At 45.2% G+C, this 21,664-nt stretch carries 19 protein-coding genes and 1 tRNA gene; 11 read left to right on the top strand and 9 right to left on the bottom strand.

Annotation, left to right across the window (positions count from 1 at the left end; translation table 11 throughout):
- The 4 genes from HRU21_04855 to HRU21_04840 all read right to left on the bottom strand — a co-directional run.
- Positions 1 to 491 (bottom strand): alanine--glyoxylate aminotransferase family protein (locus HRU21_04855; GenBank protein NRA41622.1); only part of this gene is annotated, 491 nt, incomplete at its 3' end.
- 2 nt (positions 492 to 493) lie between these two features.
- On the bottom strand, positions 494 to 1,678 hold the full coding sequence (locus HRU21_04850; protein ID NRA41621.1) for an amidase: 1,185 nt from the start codon (positions 1,676 to 1,678) through the stop codon (positions 494 to 496).
- Positions 1,679 to 1,853: 175 nt separating this feature from the next.
- On the bottom strand, positions 1,854 to 2,333 hold the full coding sequence (gene rraA / locus HRU21_04845) for a ribonuclease E activity regulator RraA (GenBank protein ID NRA41620.1): 480 nt from the start codon (positions 2,331 to 2,333) through the stop codon (positions 1,854 to 1,856).
- A 4-nt stretch (positions 2,334 to 2,337) separates the two neighbouring features.
- The gene (locus tag HRU21_04840; protein ID NRA41619.1) at positions 2,338 to 3,018 is read right to left on the bottom strand and encodes a TetR family transcriptional regulator C-terminal domain-containing protein; all 681 of its coding nucleotides are present in this window, start codon (positions 3,016 to 3,018) and stop codon (positions 2,338 to 2,340) included.
- 428 nt (positions 3,019 to 3,446) lie between these two features.
- Here HRU21_04840 and HRU21_04835 point away from each other — a divergent pair, with 428 nt between their 5' ends.
- From HRU21_04835 to HRU21_04815, 5 genes are all read left to right on the top strand, one after another.
- Positions 3,447 to 4,205: a hypothetical protein gene (locus HRU21_04835; protein NRA41618.1), complete on the top strand. Its 759-nt coding sequence runs from the start codon at positions 3,447 to 3,449 to the stop codon at positions 4,203 to 4,205.
- Positions 4,206 to 4,403: 198 nt separating this feature from the next.
- Complete coding sequence (locus HRU21_04830; protein ID NRA41617.1) at positions 4,404 to 5,633, top strand: acetamidase/formamidase family protein; 1,230 nt, start codon at positions 4,404 to 4,406, stop codon at positions 5,631 to 5,633.
- A gap of 466 nt (positions 5,634 to 6,099) precedes the next feature.
- A complete protein-coding gene (locus tag HRU21_04825; protein NRA41616.1) occupies positions 6,100 to 8,199 on the top strand; it encodes a type IV pili methyl-accepting chemotaxis transducer N-terminal domain-containing protein in 2,100 nt (699 codons plus the stop codon).
- Positions 8,200 to 8,209: 10 nt separating this feature from the next.
- Complete coding sequence (locus tag HRU21_04820; GenBank protein NRA41615.1) at positions 8,210 to 8,578, top strand: response regulator; 369 nt, start codon at positions 8,210 to 8,212, stop codon at positions 8,576 to 8,578.
- Entirely contained in the window at positions 8,575 to 9,024 is a 450-nt protein-coding gene (locus HRU21_04815) for a chemotaxis protein CheX (GenBank protein NRA41614.1), read from the top strand. The genes HRU21_04820 and HRU21_04815 overlap by 4 nt, the downstream gene beginning before the upstream one ends.
- A gap of 12 nt (positions 9,025 to 9,036) precedes the next feature.
- On the opposite strand, the gene HRU21_04810 is transcribed toward HRU21_04815, so the two are convergent.
- From HRU21_04810 to HRU21_04800, 3 genes are all read right to left on the bottom strand, one after another.
- On the bottom strand, positions 9,037 to 11,340 hold the full coding sequence (locus HRU21_04810) for an MMPL family transporter (protein NRA41613.1): 2,304 nt from the start codon (positions 11,338 to 11,340) through the stop codon (positions 9,037 to 9,039).
- A 70-nt stretch (positions 11,341 to 11,410) separates the two neighbouring features.
- A tRNA-Arg gene (locus tag HRU21_04805) sits at positions 11,411 to 11,487 on the bottom strand.
- 71 nt (positions 11,488 to 11,558) lie between these two features.
- Positions 11,559 to 12,428 (bottom strand): Kdo hydroxylase family protein, encoded by an 870-nt coding sequence (locus HRU21_04800; protein ID NRA41612.1) that lies wholly within the window; start codon positions 12,426 to 12,428, stop codon positions 11,559 to 11,561.
- A 324-nt stretch (positions 12,429 to 12,752) separates the two neighbouring features.
- Here HRU21_04800 and HRU21_04795 point away from each other — a divergent pair, with 324 nt between their 5' ends.
- The gene (locus HRU21_04795) at positions 12,753 to 13,811 is read left to right on the top strand and encodes a Rieske 2Fe-2S domain-containing protein (protein ID NRA41611.1); all 1,059 of its coding nucleotides are present in this window, start codon (positions 12,753 to 12,755) and stop codon (positions 13,809 to 13,811) included.
- A gap of 211 nt (positions 13,812 to 14,022) precedes the next feature.
- Here HRU21_04795 and HRU21_04790 read toward each other — a convergent pair whose 3' ends face one another.
- Positions 14,023 to 14,220 carry a hypothetical protein gene (locus HRU21_04790; GenBank protein NRA41610.1) on the bottom strand — a complete coding sequence of 66 codons (198 nt, stop codon included), beginning with the start codon at positions 14,218 to 14,220 and terminating at the stop codon, positions 14,023 to 14,025.
- A gap of 68 nt (positions 14,221 to 14,288) precedes the next feature.
- On the bottom strand, positions 14,289 to 15,749 hold the full coding sequence (gene thiI / locus HRU21_04785) for a tRNA 4-thiouridine(8) synthase ThiI (GenBank protein NRA41609.1): 1,461 nt from the start codon (positions 15,747 to 15,749) through the stop codon (positions 14,289 to 14,291).
- A gap of 390 nt (positions 15,750 to 16,139) precedes the next feature.
- Here thiI and glnA point away from each other — a divergent pair, with 390 nt between their 5' ends.
- The 5 genes from glnA to HRU21_04760 all read left to right on the top strand — a co-directional run.
- Positions 16,140 to 17,546 carry a glutamate--ammonia ligase gene (glnA, locus tag HRU21_04780; protein NRA41608.1) on the top strand — a complete coding sequence of 469 codons (1,407 nt, stop codon included), beginning with the start codon at positions 16,140 to 16,142 and terminating at the stop codon, positions 17,544 to 17,546.
- Positions 17,547 to 17,645: 99 nt separating this feature from the next.
- Positions 17,646 to 18,110 (top strand): DUF4124 domain-containing protein, encoded by a 465-nt coding sequence (locus HRU21_04775; protein NRA41607.1) that lies wholly within the window; start codon positions 17,646 to 17,648, stop codon positions 18,108 to 18,110.
- Positions 18,111 to 18,302: 192 nt separating this feature from the next.
- Positions 18,303 to 19,370 carry a PAS domain-containing protein gene (locus HRU21_04770; GenBank protein ID NRA41606.1) on the top strand — a complete coding sequence of 356 codons (1,068 nt, stop codon included), beginning with the start codon at positions 18,303 to 18,305 and terminating at the stop codon, positions 19,368 to 19,370.
- Between the two features lie 9 nt (positions 19,371 to 19,379).
- Positions 19,380 to 20,801: a nitrogen regulation protein NR(I) gene (gene glnG, locus HRU21_04765; GenBank protein ID NRA41605.1), complete on the top strand. Its 1,422-nt coding sequence runs from the start codon at positions 19,380 to 19,382 to the stop codon at positions 20,799 to 20,801.
- A gap of 81 nt (positions 20,802 to 20,882) precedes the next feature.
- Positions 20,883 to 21,664: TIGR01777 family protein (locus tag HRU21_04760; GenBank protein NRA41604.1), on the top strand; the 782-nt coding region annotated here is incomplete at its 3' end.

Here is a 21,664-nt window from a genome sequence, read left to right as displayed (position 1 = left end):
ATTTCGCCAATATGCTCTAGCGGTTGATTCATTGTGGTTGAGGTATCACCCTGCACCATCGCCAGCATTTTTGGCTGCACTTTTTTGATAGCATCTTCAATTTGCTCAGGTTTAAACACCTGCCCCCATTCTACCGAAATCGTATGCACCTCGGCTTGCGCGCGCTCAGCGATTTCAGTCAGCAAATGACCAAAGCGACCCATAATCGGCACTAACACTTTATCACCAGGACGCAAAGCCGATAGCAAAACCGCTTCTATACCGGCACGCGAGGTGCCATCAATTAAGAACGTCCACTGGTTTTGAGTTTTAAACACCTGACGGAAACGCGCCATGGTCTCATTCATAAAACCTGTCATGACCGGGTCGTATTGACCAATCAATTGATCCGACATAGCGCGTAATACACGCGGGTCGGCATTGATAGGTCCAGGCCCCATTAATAGTCTTGGAGGGGCATTAAACGCTTCCATAAAATGATTATTTGCCATGCTTATATAATCTCTCTGATACTCGCTAATAAGGCTTGATCGTGACCACTGTGGCGTAATAATGAATAGCCACTGGGTTTATCCATACCTTGTTCGGTTATCGTAAAGCTCGGCACATGGATTTGTACCGAACCAGTAAGCCCAGCAATCGCGGTGAGGCTTAATAAACGCTGACGCAATTCGGATTGCGATTGATCCGGTTTTGGCGCCGTGCTTACGCTACTGGGTAAAATTAATATGTCGTCTTCAGCGATCAAACGCTTAAATATTTGCTGCCAGCTGAGCTGCTTTTGACTGGCTGTTAATACCTCAGCCTCAGATAATGTCATCGCCTTGGCAAATCGTTCAGCAATCGCTGCTTCAAAGCTGGGTTTATTGCGCTCAATCCAGACGCCGTGTTGCTCAGCACAGGCTCGCCCTTGTAAGACGCTAAAAACCGTATTTAATTCATTTAATAATTGCACTTCTGCTGCCGCTAAACGGCGATGCTGCAATGGCAGCGATAGCTGCTCAGCCACAGCTGGCGCAGCCGCGCGAATCGCATCAGCGATGTCAGGTTCGGCCAGCGCCAAAATATCTTCACAAATAATCACCGACCTTGCGGCAATAGAGTTTTGCTTAGGCAGTAACACCTCACCCATCAAGGCTAAGTCATCAGCATTATTGGCAAACCAACCCACGGTATCAAACGGTGGCGCTAGCGCCACCAACCCCTCAGTGCTGACTGCATTATGGCTGGGACGAATACCATAAATGCCACAATAACTGGCTGGCACACGCACCGAACCGCCGGTGTCAGTGCCTAAGGCAATATCGGCTAAGTTGGCCGCCACTGCGGCTGCGCTGCCCATCGATGAGCCGCCGCAAACATGGCCAGGGGCTTTAGGATTATCAGCACAACCATAATGCATATTTGCGCCCTGTAGCGCATAGGCCAATTCATCGGTAATAGTGAAGCCATTAAATATCGCCCCTGCATTGAGGCAACGCGCCAAACTGACCGCCGTTTGTGTCGCTTCACTGTGGCTTGCATACCAATCAGGATTGCCTGCCGCATTGCGGTAGCCTTTTAACGCAAATAGGTCTTTTACTGCTAAACGCTTATCTGCAAGTAGCCCCTGCTCAGACCATTGCAACAGTCTGGGGCCATGCTCGCAAAAAATGCCCGAGGGATGATTAACACTCACAGTAACTACCTATCATTACTTTTATCAAACATAAAACATCGGGCAAACTGAAATCCTGCCCGTTTGGTCAACTATTATTGCGCGATTTTTCAGCAAATGCCAGTATTTATGCTGGCATCAAGCAGTTTTCTACCATATCAGTTGGGAGCTTTTTGGCTTTAACGCTGAGGGCGGTTTACATCAGCGGCTGCTTACTTAATAGCAGGCCGTTTTCATCAGCGTATAAATAATCACCGGGATGGACGGTTAATCCATGGCATGCGACTGCAACATCTCTCAGGCCAATACCTTTCTTAACTGTGCTGCGCGGGATAACGCCCAAGGCCATCACCGCTATCGGCATATCTCGTAAGATTTCAATGTCGCGCACACAGCCATTCACCACTATCCCAGCCCAGCCATTACGAATCGCTTTTTCAGCCATAATATCGCCAAGAAATGCATAATCTGGATTATTACCCGCATCAATCACCAGCACTCTCGACTCACCGGGTTCCTCGACAGCCGCAACCGCCATTGAATTATCCATCGGACACAGCGCTGTGGCAGCCTGCCCGTGAAACTGCCGAATTGCGCCGTATTGTTGAAAACCTTGATGTGCAACCTGCACGCTGCTTCGGTGCGCATCAAATAAGTCGGGTGTTGAAATTGCCATAGATTTAAGCCTCAACCAAAGAAGGAATTTGCTCTAAGTTTGGCAACGATAATCCACATCCGTTCAATAACATATTGCAGACAAAACTGGCGATATGTTCAATATCGTCTTGGGTGTACTCAACACGGTTCCTAATTAACAATACCTGGGTTTCAAAATCGGCGTAATGCTGAGTCGTAGCCCAAATCATAAAAATCAAATGCTCAGCATCCAGTTGGCGCATTTTGCCGGCCTGCATCCAAGCATTAAACACCGCCACCTTACTGGCTAACCAAGCACGCATATCATTTTTAATATAGTCGGCCAGATAAGGCGCGCCGGATATAATTTCACTGGCAAATAATTTTGACGGCAGTGGCTTCTCACAGGCCAGTCGCACCTTGTCATATATATAAGTTGCCAACACAACGGCCGGATCATCGTCTGGGCTTATCTCATCAAGGCCGCTATTCCACTCGGCAATAATGCGCTCAAGCACTGCAGCATATAAGGTGGATTTGTTTTTAAAGTAATAATGGATATTCGCCTTTGGCAAACCAGCAATATCGGCGATCGCCATCATGCTGGCACCTTTATAGCCATTTTGGGCGAAAATCAGTTCTGCGGCATCGAGAATCACTTGGTAGTTCTGCTCGCGAATTTTACCCGTTTTATATTTTTTATTGGCTTCGATGCTAGCCTTCACATTGTCAATTTTCATGTCTTACTGCTTATTATCGGTAAAAAAATAACCGTCTGCTGCTTGACTGTTTAGCCCTACAAGCGCCGGTTTAGAATAGCTTATCGGCACAGTGGCCAACTCGCTGCTAATTTATAGCAAAGCGTATGCCGTAAGCCTAAATCATAACAGCGCAAGCTTAACCAGCAAGTCAGGTATTGCCAATATCCCTAAATTGCACTGATTTTAACCACAGCTGATCTAAATTAGTGCGCCTTAAAGGACATTACAGCAAGGCTTTTTCATTAAATACGCAAATAATTGACCATTTGGTTTATTTTTTAAATAATTGTCTAGTTGGCCAGCTTTTTGCTTTATAAGTTCGCAAGTCAATATATAAACCTCTACAGATGGGGATTGACCCATTATTTTTTAACCAACTTAAGGTATAGACCATGACGTTACTTAAGAAAACTGCGATTGCTACTGCACTTATCGCCTCAGCATCAGCTGCACAGGCTGAAACTTTTTGGACGAACACTAGCTTAACTTACTTGGCTGGCTCAGAATATTTGAACCCATTTTCAGATGAAGAAGCTGATGGCTCAGTCATCACGTTTGAACATGCTGGTGCTTACAGCTGGGGTAAAAGCTTCTCATTCGTTGACATCGTGCGCGGTGAAGATGAAGACGACGGCCTAGATGAGACTTATTTAGAGCTTGGCGCCGACATCAGCTTAACCGGCGGTAAAGGTTTTTCAGACGCAGTGATTAAAGATGTTTACTTGGTGACTCAGCTTGAAAACGGTAACCCTTCTGGCTTTGAAGGCTTTGTAAACTATCTTGGTGGTGTTGGTGTTCGCTGGAACGCGCCTGGTTTCATCTTTTTAGATACTAATATCTATTACCGCTCAAACGACGCGCAAGACGACAATGCTCAAATCACTGTAGCATGGGGTCTTCCATTTAATATCGGCGGTGCAGCATTTAGCTTTGATGGATTTTTGGATGCCACAACTGAAACCGAAAATGACTTTGGCGATGTTGAAGCAACTTTCCACACACAGCCACAGCTTAAGCTTGACGTGGGTAACTTCTTTGGCGAAACCAACAAATACTACGTCGGCGTTGAAGTTGATTACTGGCAGAACAAATTCGGCGTAGACGGTGCCGACCAGACTGCTGTTCAGTTAATGGCTCACGTTAACTTCTAAACCGTTTCCTCCAGGTATTTTTGCCCAGCTATGCTGGGCTTTTTTTTACCTTAAAAAAGCAAAATATTGCCGCCAACTTCTAACCACAAAACGCTCATATACATTTATTGACCAAATAGACAGCTTTTGGCCCAGTATGTGCATTGTTTTTAATTAAACATCATCTGTTCATTTTCAAACTTTTACCGCGAGGTACCCATGCGACAACGTTTTCCATTTTTACTAACGGCTTGCCTTTGCCTAAGCAGCACGGCCGCGATATCAGACAGCTCAGTCAATAATACATTTACGGTACTGCAGCCAATGCATTCGAGCGTAACCGAAATTAACGATGCCACATTAGGCCAATTTTATATTCCTTCAACACCCAAAACCGTCACCTGGGGCTATTTACCCAATCGTGACAGCAAGCCGGTTTTGACGGTTAACTCAGGCACCATCATTACCTTTGACACTATTTCGCATGAGGGCATTCTGGAAGATCAAGGTCGCAACCCGACCGCTTATTTTCACCAGCATGGTGTAGCGCAACAGCAGGTTTTGACTGATGCGGCCGAGCTTGCCAGCTCGGACATGGCGCATGACTTTGATAAAGACGGACCACATGTTGTTACCGGCCCAGTTGCTATTGAAGGCGCTAAAGCTGGCGATATTTTAAAAGTTGAGGTATTGAAGTTAAGTCCACGCGTTCCCTATGGCGTTATCTCTAATCGCCATGGCAAAGGTGCGCTAGCAGGCGAGTATCCAAAAATACCGCGTGAAGCTAATGCCAGTGCTGAACATCCTGAGCGTTACCACAATATTTCTGTATTCACGCCGATAGAAGCTAGCGATAACGGCTATCACGCGGTAATCAAAAATGGCGACGGTAAGTCCATTCGCTTTCCGATCAGCCCATTTATGGGAGTTATGGGTGTTGCGCAGAATACCAGTGAGCCTGTGCATTCAGTACCGCCAACTTTCACTGGCGGTAATATCGACGTAAATGACCTTGGCGAGGGTGCAACGGTATATCTTCCCGTACAAGTTGACGGCGCGCTGTTTTATACCGGCGACGGACACTTTTCTCAGGGCGATGGTGAGGTGGCATTAACCGCACTGGAAGGCTCTTTACGCGCAACCTTTAAACTGACGCTATTAAAAAGTGGGCAAGCTCCTGGGAAAACGGTTCATCAACCGCTGGGTGAGACCGATGAGTTTTGGCTAGCCCTAGGCTTAGATCCAGACCTTGATGAGGCGATGAAAAAATCAACCCGCGAAGCTATTCGCTTTNTAAATCAGCACTATGGCATTGATGAACACATAGCGCTAGCCTACCTATCTGCCGCAACCACATTTGAAGTGTCACAAGTAGTGGATAAAACCAAGGGCATCCACGCGATGATTCGTAAAGCAGACTTTGATGAATTTGAGGGCCACAAACACTAGCGGTTTTACTTTAATTACCTCCATTGCTTGGTAAAAGCGTATCACTATCGCTCAGCATTAAGCTGGGCCATAGTGATCTTTACTACATCACCTAACAGCCTTATTGATGAGCGATTGATGCTCTACATTTTTACTGCTTCTAGCTTTTTTGCAACTCGCTAATCGCAACTCGTAATACTCCGTTTTTACACCATATTTGCGATAGTCGAATTTTTCAGCCTGCTTATTTCTTTTACCTTTTCTTTATCTTGATCTTTTATCATCCATTTCCAGCTTGCCAAAGCTTCATCTTGGTTCAGTCGATAACACCACTGTTTGTCTATGGTGCAAGCAATTCGGCCTCATTACAGATAACAGCCACAAAAGCGATAAAAAGACGCATTTGATCAAAATATAACTAGTTGGTCAGTTTTTTGCATAGATAAAGCTGACCAATGAGTCAATTATTTAAGTGAGGTTTTATATTATGGCTAGACTCAATTTTGCCAAATACAAAGGCATCATTGCCTCCGTCGCACTATTCATATTATTGGATGCGTCGGTCTTGATGCTAAATTTTTATATATCGTTTCAGATTGCTGATGATGCAAAAGTGGTCAATGTCGCTGCCAAGCAAGGAATGTTAACGCAACGTATGTTGACCAATCTGTACTCAATGCAGCATGCAAACTTGTACCTTTTGAAAGACACGATGCTAAGCCAATCAAAAGAGCTAGCTGAAACACAACAGCAATTTGCTAATACTTTAGAAGCGTTTAAACAAGGCAGTGACATCATTAGCAATGAGCAACAGCAGATAACATTGCCTAAAATTGAATCCGGCGTTGGCGGTGACGCGATCAATAAAGCCGAGCAATTATGGCTGCCCTATAACACGATTCTATCGCGTTTATTGAATGAGCAGGTCGATGAATACATTAATGTTGCAACCTTAAGTGAGGCGATTGCCTACGGACAGAACAACAGTGAGGCATTAATAGCATCGCTAGCAACGGTAACGCAAAATCTTGAATCGGTGGCTAGTGCGAAAGCCGAACGTCTGCGAACAATTCAAATTATTGGTATCAGTCTGGCCGTGATCAACTTCTTCTTTATCATGATGCACTTTATGCGCCAGCTGAGTGAATCCGATGCAGTTATTGATCAGGCTCGTGGCGAAACTCAAGAAATCCTCGACACGGTTAATGAAGGCTTATTCTTATTGGATAAGGAGCAAATGCTCAGCAGCCAACATTCGAAAGAACTCGCCTCAATGTTAGGCGAAGACAATTTAGCCGGGCAGTCATTCCGCGAGGTACTGGCCAACCTTGTCTCTGCAAAAGACCTACTGATTGCGCAAGAATATATTGACTCTTTGTTCAACCCTCGGGTGCATGCCGACTTAATCAAAGACTTGAACCCGCTGAATGAGATTAAAATTAATATCAAACAGCAAAATGGACAATTTATATCTAAATATCTTTCGTTTGATTTTACCCGTGTCGATGATAACAGCGGCATTAAGCATATTCTGGTGAGTGTAAAAGATATGACCGATACGGTACTTCTTGCTCAGCAACTTGATCAAGCGAAGCAGGAAGGTGAAGCGCAACTAGAGATGTTATTAGGTATTATTCATACCAACCAAGATTTACTAACACGCTTTTTAAATGAGTCGCTATCAACCTTTTCATCGATCAATGAGACATTGAAGAACCCGAGTAAAACGCAAACCTCTTTACGTATCAAGGCGCAGGAAATTTTTGCTGAAATCCATAATTTTAAAGGTGAAGCATCAGCGCTGGAGCTAGAGAGCTTTGCCTATCTCGCACATCAGTTTGAAGATGAACTGTCGCGCCTTATTAACAAAATTGATCTTGACGGTAACGACTTTCTATCTTTAACCGTTAAATTAGATGAGTTGATAAACTATAGTCAGTCGATTATCGAACTTAATGCAAAACTCAAATCAATTGCTAGCGAGCAAACGTCACAAAGCCATGAGCGCAGTACCCATAGCAGTCAATCCGCATTACAAAAGCTGTTTCATAGCCTTTGTGAACGTCATGGCAAGCAGGCCAATTTTGCGTGCGTTGGTTTTGATGAAGTAGAGGTGTCGACTGAGCAGTTTGATTTAATTCACGACATCAGCATCCAGCTGCTGCGCAATGCTATATGCCACGGCATTGAGANCCAGCAAGCCAGACACGATAGTGAAAAGCCTGCGACAGCCCGCATTGATTGTCGACTGATACAGTTAGGCAATCATTTAGAGCTGACTTTCGAAGATGACGGAGCCGGTATCGACTATGAGAAAATCAAACAAAAGGCTGTCGAACAATCGCTGTATACTGCTGAACAAATAGAGCATTTGAATAAGCGACAGCTGGCTGGATTAATGTTCTCGCCCGGTTTTTCAACCGCTAAAGAAGTGTCCGTCGATGCCGGTCGCGGCATGGGTATGGATATTATTAAACAACGGATTAATCAAGCTGGCGGTAAATTAACCATCGCTAGCCGTAAAAATCAGTTTACCCGCTTCACTATCACCCTACCCATCGCTCACGCTCAGCGATTGGTCGCCTAAGGAGTCTTAAATGCATAATTTAATGATTGTTGATGACTCAAATATTATTCGTCGTAAAATCACACGTGCACAAACTAACAGCACCTTTAATGTTGTTGCTACTGCAGAAAATGGCGAACAAGCTGTTGCGATGTTTAAGCAGCATCAACCGGACGTGGTCACAATGGATCTCACCATGCCAGAAATGGATGGCTTAGACTGTATTGACCAAATTATGGCAATAAACCCGAATGCAAATATTTTAGTGGTTTCAGCCTTATCCGACAAAGCGACCGGCCTTAGCGCCATCACCAAAGGTGCAAGAGGTTTTTTATGCAAACCCTTCAATGATGATGAGCTGATTGACGCGCTTGCAAAAGTATCGGAGCCAGTGTCATGAAAGAACAAGACATTCAAGTATTTATTGATGGTGCAAAAAACTACTTCACGCAACATAAAACCGATGGTGTGGAAGTTGGCGCGCCTTATCTTGCAGCACTTGAAGAAAGCCAGGCCTTTGACTACACCGGCATTATCAGTATAACTGGGCCCTATCAGGGCTGCGTTTATGTGTCTGCACCCAAGGCTTTGCTTAACCATTTACTGCTGAGCATCGGTGAAACTCAAACCACACACGAAAACTTATTCGACTTGATTGGTGAAGTAGCTAACACCATCTCAGGTAATGCGCGCAGTCAGTTTGGCGCTGAGTTTATGATTTCGGTTCCAATCGTGGTACAAGGTAAACCCGAGCAAATACACTTACCTAAGGATACCCGGGTGTATGTGATCCCTCTTTTATGGAAAGCCTACAACGCCTCTATTGTGGTCGGCTTACAAGCTTAAAAAACCAGCCAGCTAAACGCTGGCTTTTTTATGCTTATCTAGCAGCAACAATAACGGTGGCAATAAAAAGAAATCCAGCAACAGCGCCGAAAAAATAATTGAAGAAGTAAGTATACCCAGCTCCACATTTGAAACCGCTTTAGATAAAACCAGCAATGAAAAGCCAGCCACTAACACAAAGGTTGTTGTCCACAAAGCGGTACCCACATATTTAAATGAGTAGCGGATTGCCTGTTCGGTGTTCGCCTGAAGATTATCCTTAGCAAATTTATATTTTGATAAAAAGTGTACGGTATCGTCGACGACAATACCCATGGTAATAATCACGACCGAAGTCAGCCCCATCGTCAACTCACCATCATACAGCGCCCAAAAGCCAAAACCCATTACTGCAGGAATCACATTCGGTACTAAGCTGATAAACCCATAACGGAAAGATTTAAGCACTAAAATCATAATGAATGAGATCGCAATCAAGGCAATAAACGAGCCCTGTAATGTTTTTACGAAACTGTCATAGCTAAGCTTTGACCACATTACCGCCATTGAGGCACCTTCCTTACGCATATAGGCAGGTAGGTTAGCCGCTTGCCAGTCATTTACACGCTGCTGCATCTCAAATATTTTGTTGGTGTCTGCGGCCGCTGTAGTGGTGCTAACACGTGTTGCACTTTTATCCAACAGCACCTGATTATTTAAATCAACGCCGGGCGGTAGAGAAAGCTCATACAGTAACAAATACTGTGCAGCCAACTCAGAGGACTCTGGTAGTCGGTAATAGGCAGGGTCATCGCCATGCATACTTTTATTCAGTCGCTTGATCACATCAACAAAGGAATACACCCCTTTTATCTCAGGCTGCTGGCGAAGCCACTCAGTAAAGGCCTCAACCTTTTGTAAGTACTCAATATCGGTAATGCCGTTTTCACCTTTGGCTGGCAACTCGTAATGGTAGTTATAGAGACCACCGAAATGCTGATCGATTTTTTCATTGTGGGTGCGAAATTTATGCGGCTTTTTTATCGCATCACTAAAGCGGTCATTGATTTGATTTTGTGCCGCTGCATAACCCATACCTATTGCGCAGATCATGGTAGATAGCAATAACATATTGCGGCGTTTGATCACCCAAGAGGCTAAAAATTGCATCAAATTCTCAAGCTTACTTTCGCTATAAACGGGCTTTTTAATCGGCAACCACATGACCAAGGCTGGCAGCATGGTTAATGAAAATGTCCAGCTGGCTAACACACCCAATGCAGACACATTGCCAAGGCCTGCGGTGGGCGGTAAATCGCTGGTATTCAGCGTTAAAAAACCAAGTGCTGTTGTTAAGCTGGTTAAGGTGACTGGGATGTAATTTATATGCAGGCTTTCAAGCAAGGCCTGTTGTTTGGATGCAGCCGGCTCGCGATAGGCGTGGAAAAAATGGTTTAGAATATGAATACAGTGCGCAATGGTCACCGTGATAATAATCATCACCGCGTTCATGGTCATCATGGTGAAGGTAATACCAAACCAGGCGCCTAAGCCCATGCCGGTGAGCATCGCCACAAAAGAAATCAATACAGCTGTCATCACACCTGCCACCGTGCGCATAATTACACCCAACACCACAAACATCAGCGCAAACATTGATGGAATCATAATGCTCACATCATGTATCACTATCCATGCATTGTTGTAGGTAGACACAATATCGCCAGTGACATAGATATTGATGTCAGGATTCGCGCTTTCCAGCTCATCAACCCATTGATAAATTTGCTCAACCAGCTCGAACTCTTTTTCCTGCTGATTTTCTTTACCAATATTAAATTCTAAGCTCAAGGCAACATACTTGCCATTTGGCGACACCAGTCGATTCACCAAGCTGATGTCTGACAGCGCTACTTGCTTAATCTTTGCCAACTGCTGATCAGACAGGCTATCAGCTTGCTCGACCAGGTTTTCCACATACATATCATCGTCTTCGCTGTAGGTATGCGAAAAGTTGGTAATTGACTCAACTCGGACAATATAAGGCAATAATTCTGCGTCTAGCGTCATTTGCTCAAACAAGGCTAAATCGGCGCGATTGAACACGTCAGCCTGCTGAGTTTCCAGCATAATAAAGGCACGCGACTCTTTGCCGTATTTTTCCTCTAATGCCTCAAGCGCCATATAGGGGCCATAGTCTTCTTTAAAAAAGCCGCGCGCACTACCATCAAACTTAAAGTTCTGAAAGCCCGCCAAGGCTAAAAACAGACTCAAAATAGATAGCGCAAAGAATAACTTGCGATACTCAATTAAACGGGAAGAAATTTGCTCGATCATACGACACCTCATTGCGAAGCGCGCATTGTATAGACTGATTAGCTCGGCGCCAGTGAAATCTTGTTTAGAATGGCGCCCCCGAGACGATTCGAACGTCCGACCCTTCGCTTAGGAGGCGAATGCTCTATCCAGCTGAGCTACGGGGGCTTGGCAAACAGTATATCAAGCTTGATGCTCAAGGTTTAGCCAGATAGTAAAACTCTTCGTTGAAATAGTTATCAATGAATCAGGGGCTGACCAAACAATTGCTGCAGCTGGTGCAGTGGTGAACTTTGCGGATACTGCATTGCTTCGACAGGCAGATAAATGGTTTGTTCTAACACATACTGACCAGCAGACACGGCATGAGAAACCTGATCGGTAAATACCAACCATGTACTGCCGGCTGGTAAAGAAAGTGACTCAGACTCAACATTTTGCTGATAGTCATGATCTAATTTCATGCTGTCATGAAGCTGCAGCATGATAGCGTCATAGAGCGTGCGCCGAGTTTTGGTAATACCCAGTTTATCAAGTAACGCTAGGTTTAACTGACTGGGCAATTTAAGCTTGGCTTGATGGTGCTGTAATACCCTGTCAAACGATTCACCCAGCCGCCAGTGCCTGGGTATTTGCTCCGGATTGATATTGGTGAATACTCTCAGTATGCGTTTACCGGCTACCGGGTTGGATGGAAAAGCATCTATATGCAAGCGGCTATCGTCTTTTGTTATCGATGTCTGGCGCGCACAAGCTTCGACAGGACGAAAACTCACCTTCCCCAATCGTAAATGGCCGACATAGTCTGGGCAGCAGCTCTCAACTAATTGCCGACTAAAATTCGCGTAGCGACGCATCATATTTAATAATAATGATTGGTGTTGAACAGCACCTTTTACCGAATTTGATACTGGGCAATAGCTGATATTTTTTCGTTTTTTATCAATCAGTGCATCACTGAGCAGAACTTTTTCATCATGAAAAATTGGAAAATCTTGTTCGGTTAACGACAGCAGCTTACCCTGCTCTAGTAACTGCGTTACATTATGTGTTTTGCTGCACGCTTTTAGTTGTATATCCTGCTGCGACAAGCGAACCCAGTTACTCATAATATGAGCCCTGAGTTCGCTGTGCGATATTACGGAGAGGGCAACTAAGCAGCTGCCCAAGCAATATTATAAAGAAACAAAAAAATCTAAATACTGACAGTATTTTTGGAATATAGCTTAGCACTCTTAACATCCTTGTAATGATTTTGCTATTAGGAGTAGCTTGTCAGCCACGCGCGACTAAATCAAGCTCAAACTGCCACTATCTTTTAAATGATCTATATTTCTGTTCAGCGTCAAAGGTTAGCTTGCCAAGGCACAGGCTTATACTACGGAAAAAGTTTTGTTAAAATGTAATTTACTTACAATAACAATGGCGTCAACATGAACTCTACAATCCCGCTACACACTATTGAAGCCAAAAAAGCTGATCGTTACGGCCGCGGTTGGTATTGCTTTGGCCTGTCTCGACATATCTCAGAAGAGCCACAAACCTTTGAATACTTTGGCACTAAACTCGTGGCTTACCGCAGCCTAGCCGATTTTAAAATCAAAATTTTAGATGCCTATTGCCCCCATATGGGGGCGGATTTATCGAAAGGTGAGTGCGATGAACAAGGCAATATCGTTTGCCCCTTCCACCACTGGAGCTGGGGTGGCGACGGCGTCTGCAATCATATTCCTTACGCCGAAAAAATCCCGCCTAAGGCCAAAATTAAATCATGGGATGTGCTTGAGCTGAATGGCTTGTTTTATGTGTGGTATGACCATGAAGGCAACCCACCCATACCCGGGCAAGAACCACCTCGCATGGAAGAGTATTATTCGGATGAATGGTCTGAATGGAATCTCACCACCATGCGCATAGCCTCGCACGGCAGAGAGTTGATTGATAATATGGCTGACATGGCGCATTTTGGCCCAGTGCATAGTGCCCCTGCTGCATATTTTAAAAACATTATTGATAAACATATGTTTGTGCAATATATGGAAGGCGACCCTGAGACCATGGAAACATCGGATAGCCTCACCAGCACAGCCACCTATTATGGCCCTGCAATTATGACCACCGTCATGGAAAATGAGTCTAACGGGCTGGTTAAGCACTCTCGCCTGCTCGTCACTCATGTGCCGGTAGATCAAGAGCACTTCGATTTACGTTTTGGCTTGATTGTTAAAAAATATCCAGAATTTGGACAAGATATTAACGACTATATCGTTCAAAAATATGTAGACGGCACGACTGAGGCTTTCTTTGAAGATGTTGATATTTGGAAGCATAAAACCCAAGTCGACAATCCAGTATTGTGCTCAGGCGATGGCCCCGTTTATAAATTAAGGCAGTGGTATGAGCAGTTTTATACCGACATCGCTGATCTACCCTCAACCTTTGATGAACGCAAAGAATACGTTACGCTAGATATTTACGGCAAAGACGATTAATCGAAAGCCCTGATATAAAGCCGCCATGCAATGATGGAACAGCGCATAAAAAAGCCCGCTTTAGCGGGCTAGGCTTGGATATATTGGTAATCATTGTCGACAATATAATTACTTTGAGTAATCACTTACCTTAAAATAATCACTTACTCAGATAAGTCTATTCACGGCAAAGTTCTTAAAAACTACATATTAAACTGTCTTCAAGCTGCCATTAAGCAGCCCAGACATCATTTGCTTGCTGAGTTACCGGCATCGAAGGATTAAGCCCTGCAGCGCCGCGAGATTTTTCACTCTGCAGCCAATTTTGCGTAGCCACGATGTGCTCCACACAAACATATTCACGGCCATCGACAACTATATAATTACCGTCTCGGCTTCTTTCAATCTGATTCACGACTTGCTTTTGCATAAGATACCCTCCTCAAGCGTTATAACTATATGAGTATCAAAGGCATAAAAAGTTCAACCATGCGATGATTAATGCGCCAATTTTTTTGGTCTATATACCGCCACATTAAAGCCTTGATCTTGCAAATGTGCCGCATGCAGGTGACTCATCACGCCTTTCTCGCAATAAAGCAGGTATTTGCCAGCCTTATCGAGCTCAGCTATTTGCTTATGCAAGGCATAAAAAGGAATTGTTAAGCTGCTACCAGACTTTAATTGTAAGGGCCTAGCCAGAACTTCATCAGGATGGCGAATATCAATCAGCACCGCCTCAGCCACTACAAACTGAAACTCTTCGACATGCTCAGAACGCTCAATATCCCCCATCTGATCAATATTGATATAACGCGCCTGTTCTAGCGCCTGATCCAAGACAGCGAAATCAAAGCGACTCTCTTGGTGTTCTATGCGGTAATCCCGCGCTTTGGTTGTTGGTTTAACAGAAATAACGCCACAATATTCGGGCATGGCCGCCGCGAATTCGTCTGTGCCAATCTGCTTTGCAAGCTGAATAATTTCCTCTTTATCAGAGCTAATCAATGGCCGCAGCACCAGCTTATCGGTTACTTGGTCAATCACTGCAAGATTACTGATTGTTTGACTGGACACCTGAGCCACCGCCTCGCCGGTAACCAGTGCCTTGATATTCATTTTGTCAGCGACTGCATTGGCCGCACGATACATCATGCGTTTTAGCACCACCCCCATTTGCGAATCGTCTATATTGTCTAGTATCTCGGCTACCACGCCTTCAAATGGCACACTGATAAATTGCACCCGTCGCGATGCTGAATATTTAGACCATAAATAGTAAGCAACCTCTTTTACTCCAAGCTCATGATCACGACCGCCGAGATTAAAAAACACAAAATGTGTGGGCATGCCACGCTTTATACACATGAATGAGGCGACTGGCGAATCGAAGCCACCAGACAATAGGGATAACACTGGCTCAAGCTCGCCAACTGGATAGCCACCCAAACCTTCAATACGCTGCTTAACCACGTAAACGGTTTTGTCTCTGACTTCTAGGTTGACGGTGATATCAGCTTGTTTCAAATTCACACTGGCGCTGTCACAGCGTTGATTCAGATAAGCCCCCACGCTTCGCTCGATCGCATGACTGCTCCAGGGGTGATCCCCAGCTCGTTTACAGCGCACAACAAAGGTCTTGTGATCAAGCTTATCCAAATAGTAATCAGCAACCGCCTGACAAATATCATCTAAGCTCTCAAAGCCTGTGATATCAACCTCAAGAAAATAGGCAATCCCTGGTGTATTGGCCAAGCAGCTTTTGACACGCTCAATCACCTCTGCATCGCGGGTCAAAACATTAACCACCATTTTGTCCCATTCTTTTTTGACTTGTATCTGCGAGTCAATCGAGCGCATCAAGTTGGCAAGATTATTCTGCAGACGCTGAATCATTTGCTTGCGCACAGGCTTTGACTTTATCGTGATTTCAGGGAAAAGTTTGATCACAAACTGCATGAGAATATTCTGTCTTGCTAAAAGTCATCAGTATAACAGTTTATTTTGCTGCTTTGCGTGATGAACCAAAAGTGCTCATTTCCGGCACCAAAATTTAAAATGCACCACAAAAACGCACAATAATAGTGCCAAGCATTTTATTGGTGCACTGCATTCACTGCCAAGTCGCAAGTTTCAATTTCGACACCTACTTTCAGATACTTAGCAAATAATTGCCATTGGCATATTTCGTGCTTCATAAAGCCTCACTGTGAAGCAATTGCGGCAGACATCTTAACCTTTTAGATGTCTAGCCATAGCTTGAAATCAAGCTATAATCGCATGGCTATTTTTTGGAAACTTTCAGGCTTGCCGGCCTAAAAGTAATAATGACTAAACTGGAGGCATATAATGTCAGAGAACACTCTGAAGTTAATTCAAGACAGTGAAGCTAAGTGGGTTGACCTACGCTTTACCGATCCACGTGGTAAAGAGCAACACGTAACCATCCCATCAAGCGAAGTTGATGAAGGCTTCTTCGAAGACGGTAAAATGTTCGATGGCTCATCAATCGAAGGTTGGAAAGACATCAACGAATCTGACATGATCTTAATGCCAGATGACAATGCCTCTATTCTTGACCCATTTACCGACGAAGTCACTGTGATTGTTCGCTGCGGCATTGTTGACCCTATCACTGGCGAAGGTTACAACCGTGACCCACGCTCTATCGGTGAGCGCGCAGTTGAATTCTTAAAATCTACCGGCATTGGCGATTCTGTATTATTCGGTCCTGAGCCTGAGTTTTTCGTATTTGACGACGTAAAATGGAAAGTTGAGATGTCTGGCGCTTCATATGAGATCAACTCTGAAGAAGCTGCTTGGGCTACAGACGCGTCATTCCCTGACGGCAATATGGGTCACCGCCCAGGCGTTAAAGGTGGTTACTTCCCTGTACCGCCAGTTGACTCTCTACACGATCTTCGTGGCGCTATGTGTAACGCCATGGAAGCAATGGGCTTAGTGATTGAAGTACATCACCATGAGGTAGGTACTGCAGGTCAGTGTGAGATCGGTGTTGGCGCTAACTCTTTAGTAGAAAAAGCTGATGAAGTTCAAATTCTTAAGTACTGTGTGCACAATGTTGCGCATGCTTATGGCAAAACAGCGACCTTCATGCCTAAGCCAATTGTTGGCGATAACGGTTCTGGTATGCACGTACACCAATCTATTTCTAAGGATGGCGTTAACCAGTTCGCTGGCGACGCTTACGCTGGCCTAAGTGAAACCGCGCTTTACTACATCGGCGGTATTATCAAGCACGCACGTGCAGTCAATGCCTTCGCTAACGCGTCAACCAACTCTTATAAGCGTTTGGTTCCAGGCTTTGAAGCACCGGTTATGCTAGCTTACTCTGCACGCAACCGTTCTGCTTCTATCCGTATTCCATTCGTTCCTAGCCCGAAAGCTAGCCGTATTGAAGTACGTTTTGGTGACCCAACAGCTAACCCATACCTTGCATTCACAGCGATGTTAATGGCAGGTATCGACGGCATCCAAAACAAAATTCACCCGGGCGAGGCAGCAGATAAAGATCTTTACGACCTACCAGCTGAAGAAGCGGCGCAGATCCCTACGGTTGCTTCAAGCCTTGAGCAAGCACTTCAAGCACTTGATGCAGACCGCGACTTCTTGAAAGCTGGCGGCGTAATGGATGATGACATGATTGATGGCTATATTGATCTTAAAATGGAAGAAGTTGAACGCCTTAACTCAACTACGCATCCTGTTGAATTTGATATGTACTACAGCTGCTAAACCTCAGCTACACATCACAAAATCAAAACCCGCTAGCAATAGCGGGTTTTTTTATGCCTGCTACTCCACTACACTCTAGCAATAGATTAAGGAGTGATTATGCGAAACCTATTAGCGATTGTCGTGATAGCCTTACCATTAACCATTGGCCAGTTGAGCCATGCAGAAATTTATAAAACCGTCGACAAAGATGGCAATATAAGCTTCAGCGATATGCCCAGCTCTAGCCAATCTGAAACCATTGAGCCGCCCAATACCAACACGATGCAAAGCATTGATGTAGAACAGTTACGGCAGATGCAGCCAGATGGCGAAGAGCTCAGACGAGGGCCTACTGAGAGCAATGAAGGCTTATCGAAATCCGAGGCAAAAAAGGCAATTAAGCAGGCTCAGCGCGAACTCGACAGCGCAAAAATATATCGCGAGGGCGACAAACTCTTTACCAAGACCAGCAACGGCGGTTTTACTCGCGACAGCCCACAATATAAGCAGCGTGTTGCTGACGCTGAAGCGCGACTTGATGCGGCAAAGCAGGCATTAAAAGCCCTATCGAAACAACAGTAGCAAAGCTATTGCACTGATATGAGGCATTTTTTGCCTCGCTATTCAAAACTGATCATCTATAATTTTATATCGCACCATAACAGCGCTGAAGATCTCCTATAGCGCAATAGCTTACTGAAGTGTTTAAATCTGGCTCATAATTTGCTTTTAATAGCACCAGAATAAACAAATTAGTAACGCTGTAAATTTCTAATGATCAGTAATAGCGCAAAATATCATCACATTTTAGACAATATGCACACTGCTGTGATGTTGTTTAATCGCAAACTGCATATCCAGTACATGAACACCTCAGCCGAAAATCTTATGCAGCTGAGCGCCAAACGATTAGAAGGGCTGCACGTTACTGAATTATTATCTGAAAATGGCATTGTGCCTGAGGGCTTAAGCAAGGCCTTTGCCGATAATGCCAGAATCACCAAACGACAAACGACATTACATTTATCCACCCCAACGGAAATCAATGTTGACTATACCGTGACGCCGCTTAGCGACGTTGACGACTTATGCTTAATGGAAATACAGCCGCTAGACCGCGCCATTCGGATTTCACAAGAAAAGATGCTGCTGTCTTCTGAAAAAGTTTCGCGCCAGCTGATTCGGGGCCTGGCACATGAGGTGAAAAACCCGCTTGGAGGCTTACGAGGCTCAGCGCAGTTACTGGAGCGCGAACTTAACGACCCTAGTCAGCGCGAATACACCACCATTATTATTCGAGAGGCAGACCGCCTGCGCAACTTAGTTGACCAAATGCTTGGGCCAAGAGAAGCATTAGATATCGAGCCGATCAACATCATTGAGATTATTGAACACGTGCGCAAGCTGCTGCTGGCGGAGACACAGAAAGAACTGAATATTCGTTTCGATTATGACGTTTCGATTCCTGAAATCGAAGCCGATCGTGAGCAATTAATCCAGGCTATTCTGAATATAGCCCGTAACGCTATGCAGGCTTTATTAGAGTCTGACACCTGCAACCCGAAGCTCACGTTCAGAACCCGTATTCAGCGCCAGTTTACGATAGATCAAACATTTCATCGCCTAGTGCTGAAGCTAGATATTGAAGACAACGGTCCTGGCATCCCGTATGAGCTTCAAGAGCGACTTTTCTTCCCTATGGTCACTGGCCGCAGCCAAGGCACTGGACTCGGGCTTTCTATATCACAAACCATTACCAGCCAGCATAATGGTTTAATCAAGTTTGAAAGTGAGGCCGGCAAGACCGTGTTTTCCATTTTCTTACCACTGACGATTCAATAAGAGGTACCTATGTCGAGCACACAAACTGTATGGATAGTTGATGACGACGAGTCAATTCGCTGGGTATTAGAAAAGGCTTTAGCGCAAGCTGGATTAAGCATCACCAGCTTTGACAATGCTGATAAGGCAAGCCTGCAATTAAATAACGTGAAACCCGATGTTATTATCAGCGATATTCGTATGCCCGGCATGGATGGCTTTGAGTTTCTCTCAACGATTAAGGAAATGCATCCAGACCTTCCGGTAATTATTACTACCGCCCATTCTGACCTTGATTCAGCGGTCACCTCGTATCAAGGTGGCGCATTTGAATATCTGCCGAAACCTTTTGATATTGATGAAGTGTTAGAGGTGACTAAACGCGCCCTCGAGCATGCGCAAGAAAGTCAGCTGAGCGAGGTCAATATTCAAGAAGAGCACACTGAGATTATTGGTGAAGCACCCGCCATGCAAGAGGTGTTTCGCGCCATAGGACGGCTCTCGCACTCCAATATAACGGTGTTAATTAATGGTGAATCGGGCACTGGTAAAGAGCTGGTTGCGCAAGCGCTGCATCGCCATAGCCCACGTGCCGAAAACCCCTTTATTGCGATCAATATGGCGGCCATCCCAAAAGACCTGATGGAGTCTGAACTGTTTGGTCACGAAAAAGGTGCCTTTACCGGTGCCAATACGCAGCGCAAAGGGCGTTTCGAACAAGCCAACGGCGGCACTTTATTTCTTGATGAAATTGGCGACATGCCAGCAGACACCCAAACACGTTTATTACGCGTATTGGCTGATGGCATGTTTTATCGGGTTGGCGGTCATACGCCTGTTAAGGTTGATGTGCGAATTATTGCCGCAACCCACCAAGATCTTGAAAAACTGGTCGAAGAGCGCAGCTTTCGTGAGGATTTATTCCACCGTTTAAACGTCATTCGCATTCACCTGCCGCGACTCTGTGATCGACGCGAAGACATACCTAAGCTGGCTCAGCACTTCTTAAACCAAGCCGCAAAAGAGCTAGAGGTTGAACCTAAGATTCTCGATAAAGCAGCAAATGAATTTATATGCACCTTACCCTGGCCCGGCAACGTGCGCCAGCTCGAAAACATCTGCCGCTGGATTACCGTCATGGCATCGGGTCGAGAGGTGCATTTAGGCGATTTACCACCAGAGTTAAGCCAGCTTGACGGCAAATCGAGTGACAGCAAGGCGGTAGAGGGCAACTGGTGTGAATTGCTAGCCAACTGGGCCGAAACCGAGCTAAAACTCGGGCATAGCGAGATATTGAATCAAGCAGTACCCATGTTTGAGCGAGTGATGATTGAAACCGCTCTCAAGCAAACGCTTGGTCGCAAACGCGATGCTGCCATCTTACTGGGCTGGGGACGCAATACCCTGACCCGCAAGATGAAAGAGTTGAACATGATCGATACTGAAGCCTAGGCACTATTGAATTGCACTAATCAATTACACTATCTAATTGCTTGATCAGTACGTATAGCTAAAAACCTTTTTGGACATGCTATGCAAACTATTTTAATCACAGGCGGTACTGGACTGATCGGTACAGCCCTCACGCAGTATCTGGCACAACACTACCCAGAGCTGCAGCTTCAGGTATTGACCCGTCAAACACAACTACCAGCGCTATCCAGCCAAAACTTACGCTATATTCTTAGTCTTGATGAGGCTAGCGCACCGGATGTGATTATCAATCTAGCAGGCGAACCGATTGCTAGTCGTCGCTGGACTGCTAAACAGCGCGATACCATCTGGCAAAGTCGAGTTGAGCAAACCCAAGTTTTGGTCGACTTTATTCAACAGTCTGCGCACAAACCTAAACTGCTCATCAGCGGCTCTGCAATAGGCTATTATGGCGTCGGTCGAGAAAAGGCGATCATTGACGAGAACGGCAGTAGCGATAACAGCTTTGCCAGTCGTTTATGTCAGGCTTGGGAACAACAAGCCTCAGCGGTTGAAGCCCTTGGAGTTCGCTGCTGCATATTACGCACCGGCATAGTTCTCAGCAATCAGGGCGGCGCACTAGCCAATATGCTGCCTGCGTTTAAACTGGGGCTTGGCGGCCCAATCGGCGACGGCAAGCAATGGATGCCGTGGATCCACATCAATGATATGGTGCGGATTATTGCTTTCTGTCTGGAAGATCAGCAGCTTGCAGGGCCTATTAATTGTGTCTCGCCAGGTATTGTGCAAAATCAGGAGTTTGCCAAGCAGCTAGCCAGCGCGCTTTCAAGGCCTGGCGTACTGCCGATGCCAGCGATAATGATTAAGCTCTTGTTTGGTCA

The organism is Pseudomonadales bacterium (genome assembly GCA_013215025.1).
In the GTDB taxonomy this organism is placed as follows: Bacteria; Pseudomonadota; Gammaproteobacteria; order Pseudomonadales; family DT-91; genus DT-91.
Note: the sequence above shows the minus strand (reverse complement) of the source record. Positions and strands in the feature narration are given on the sequence as shown.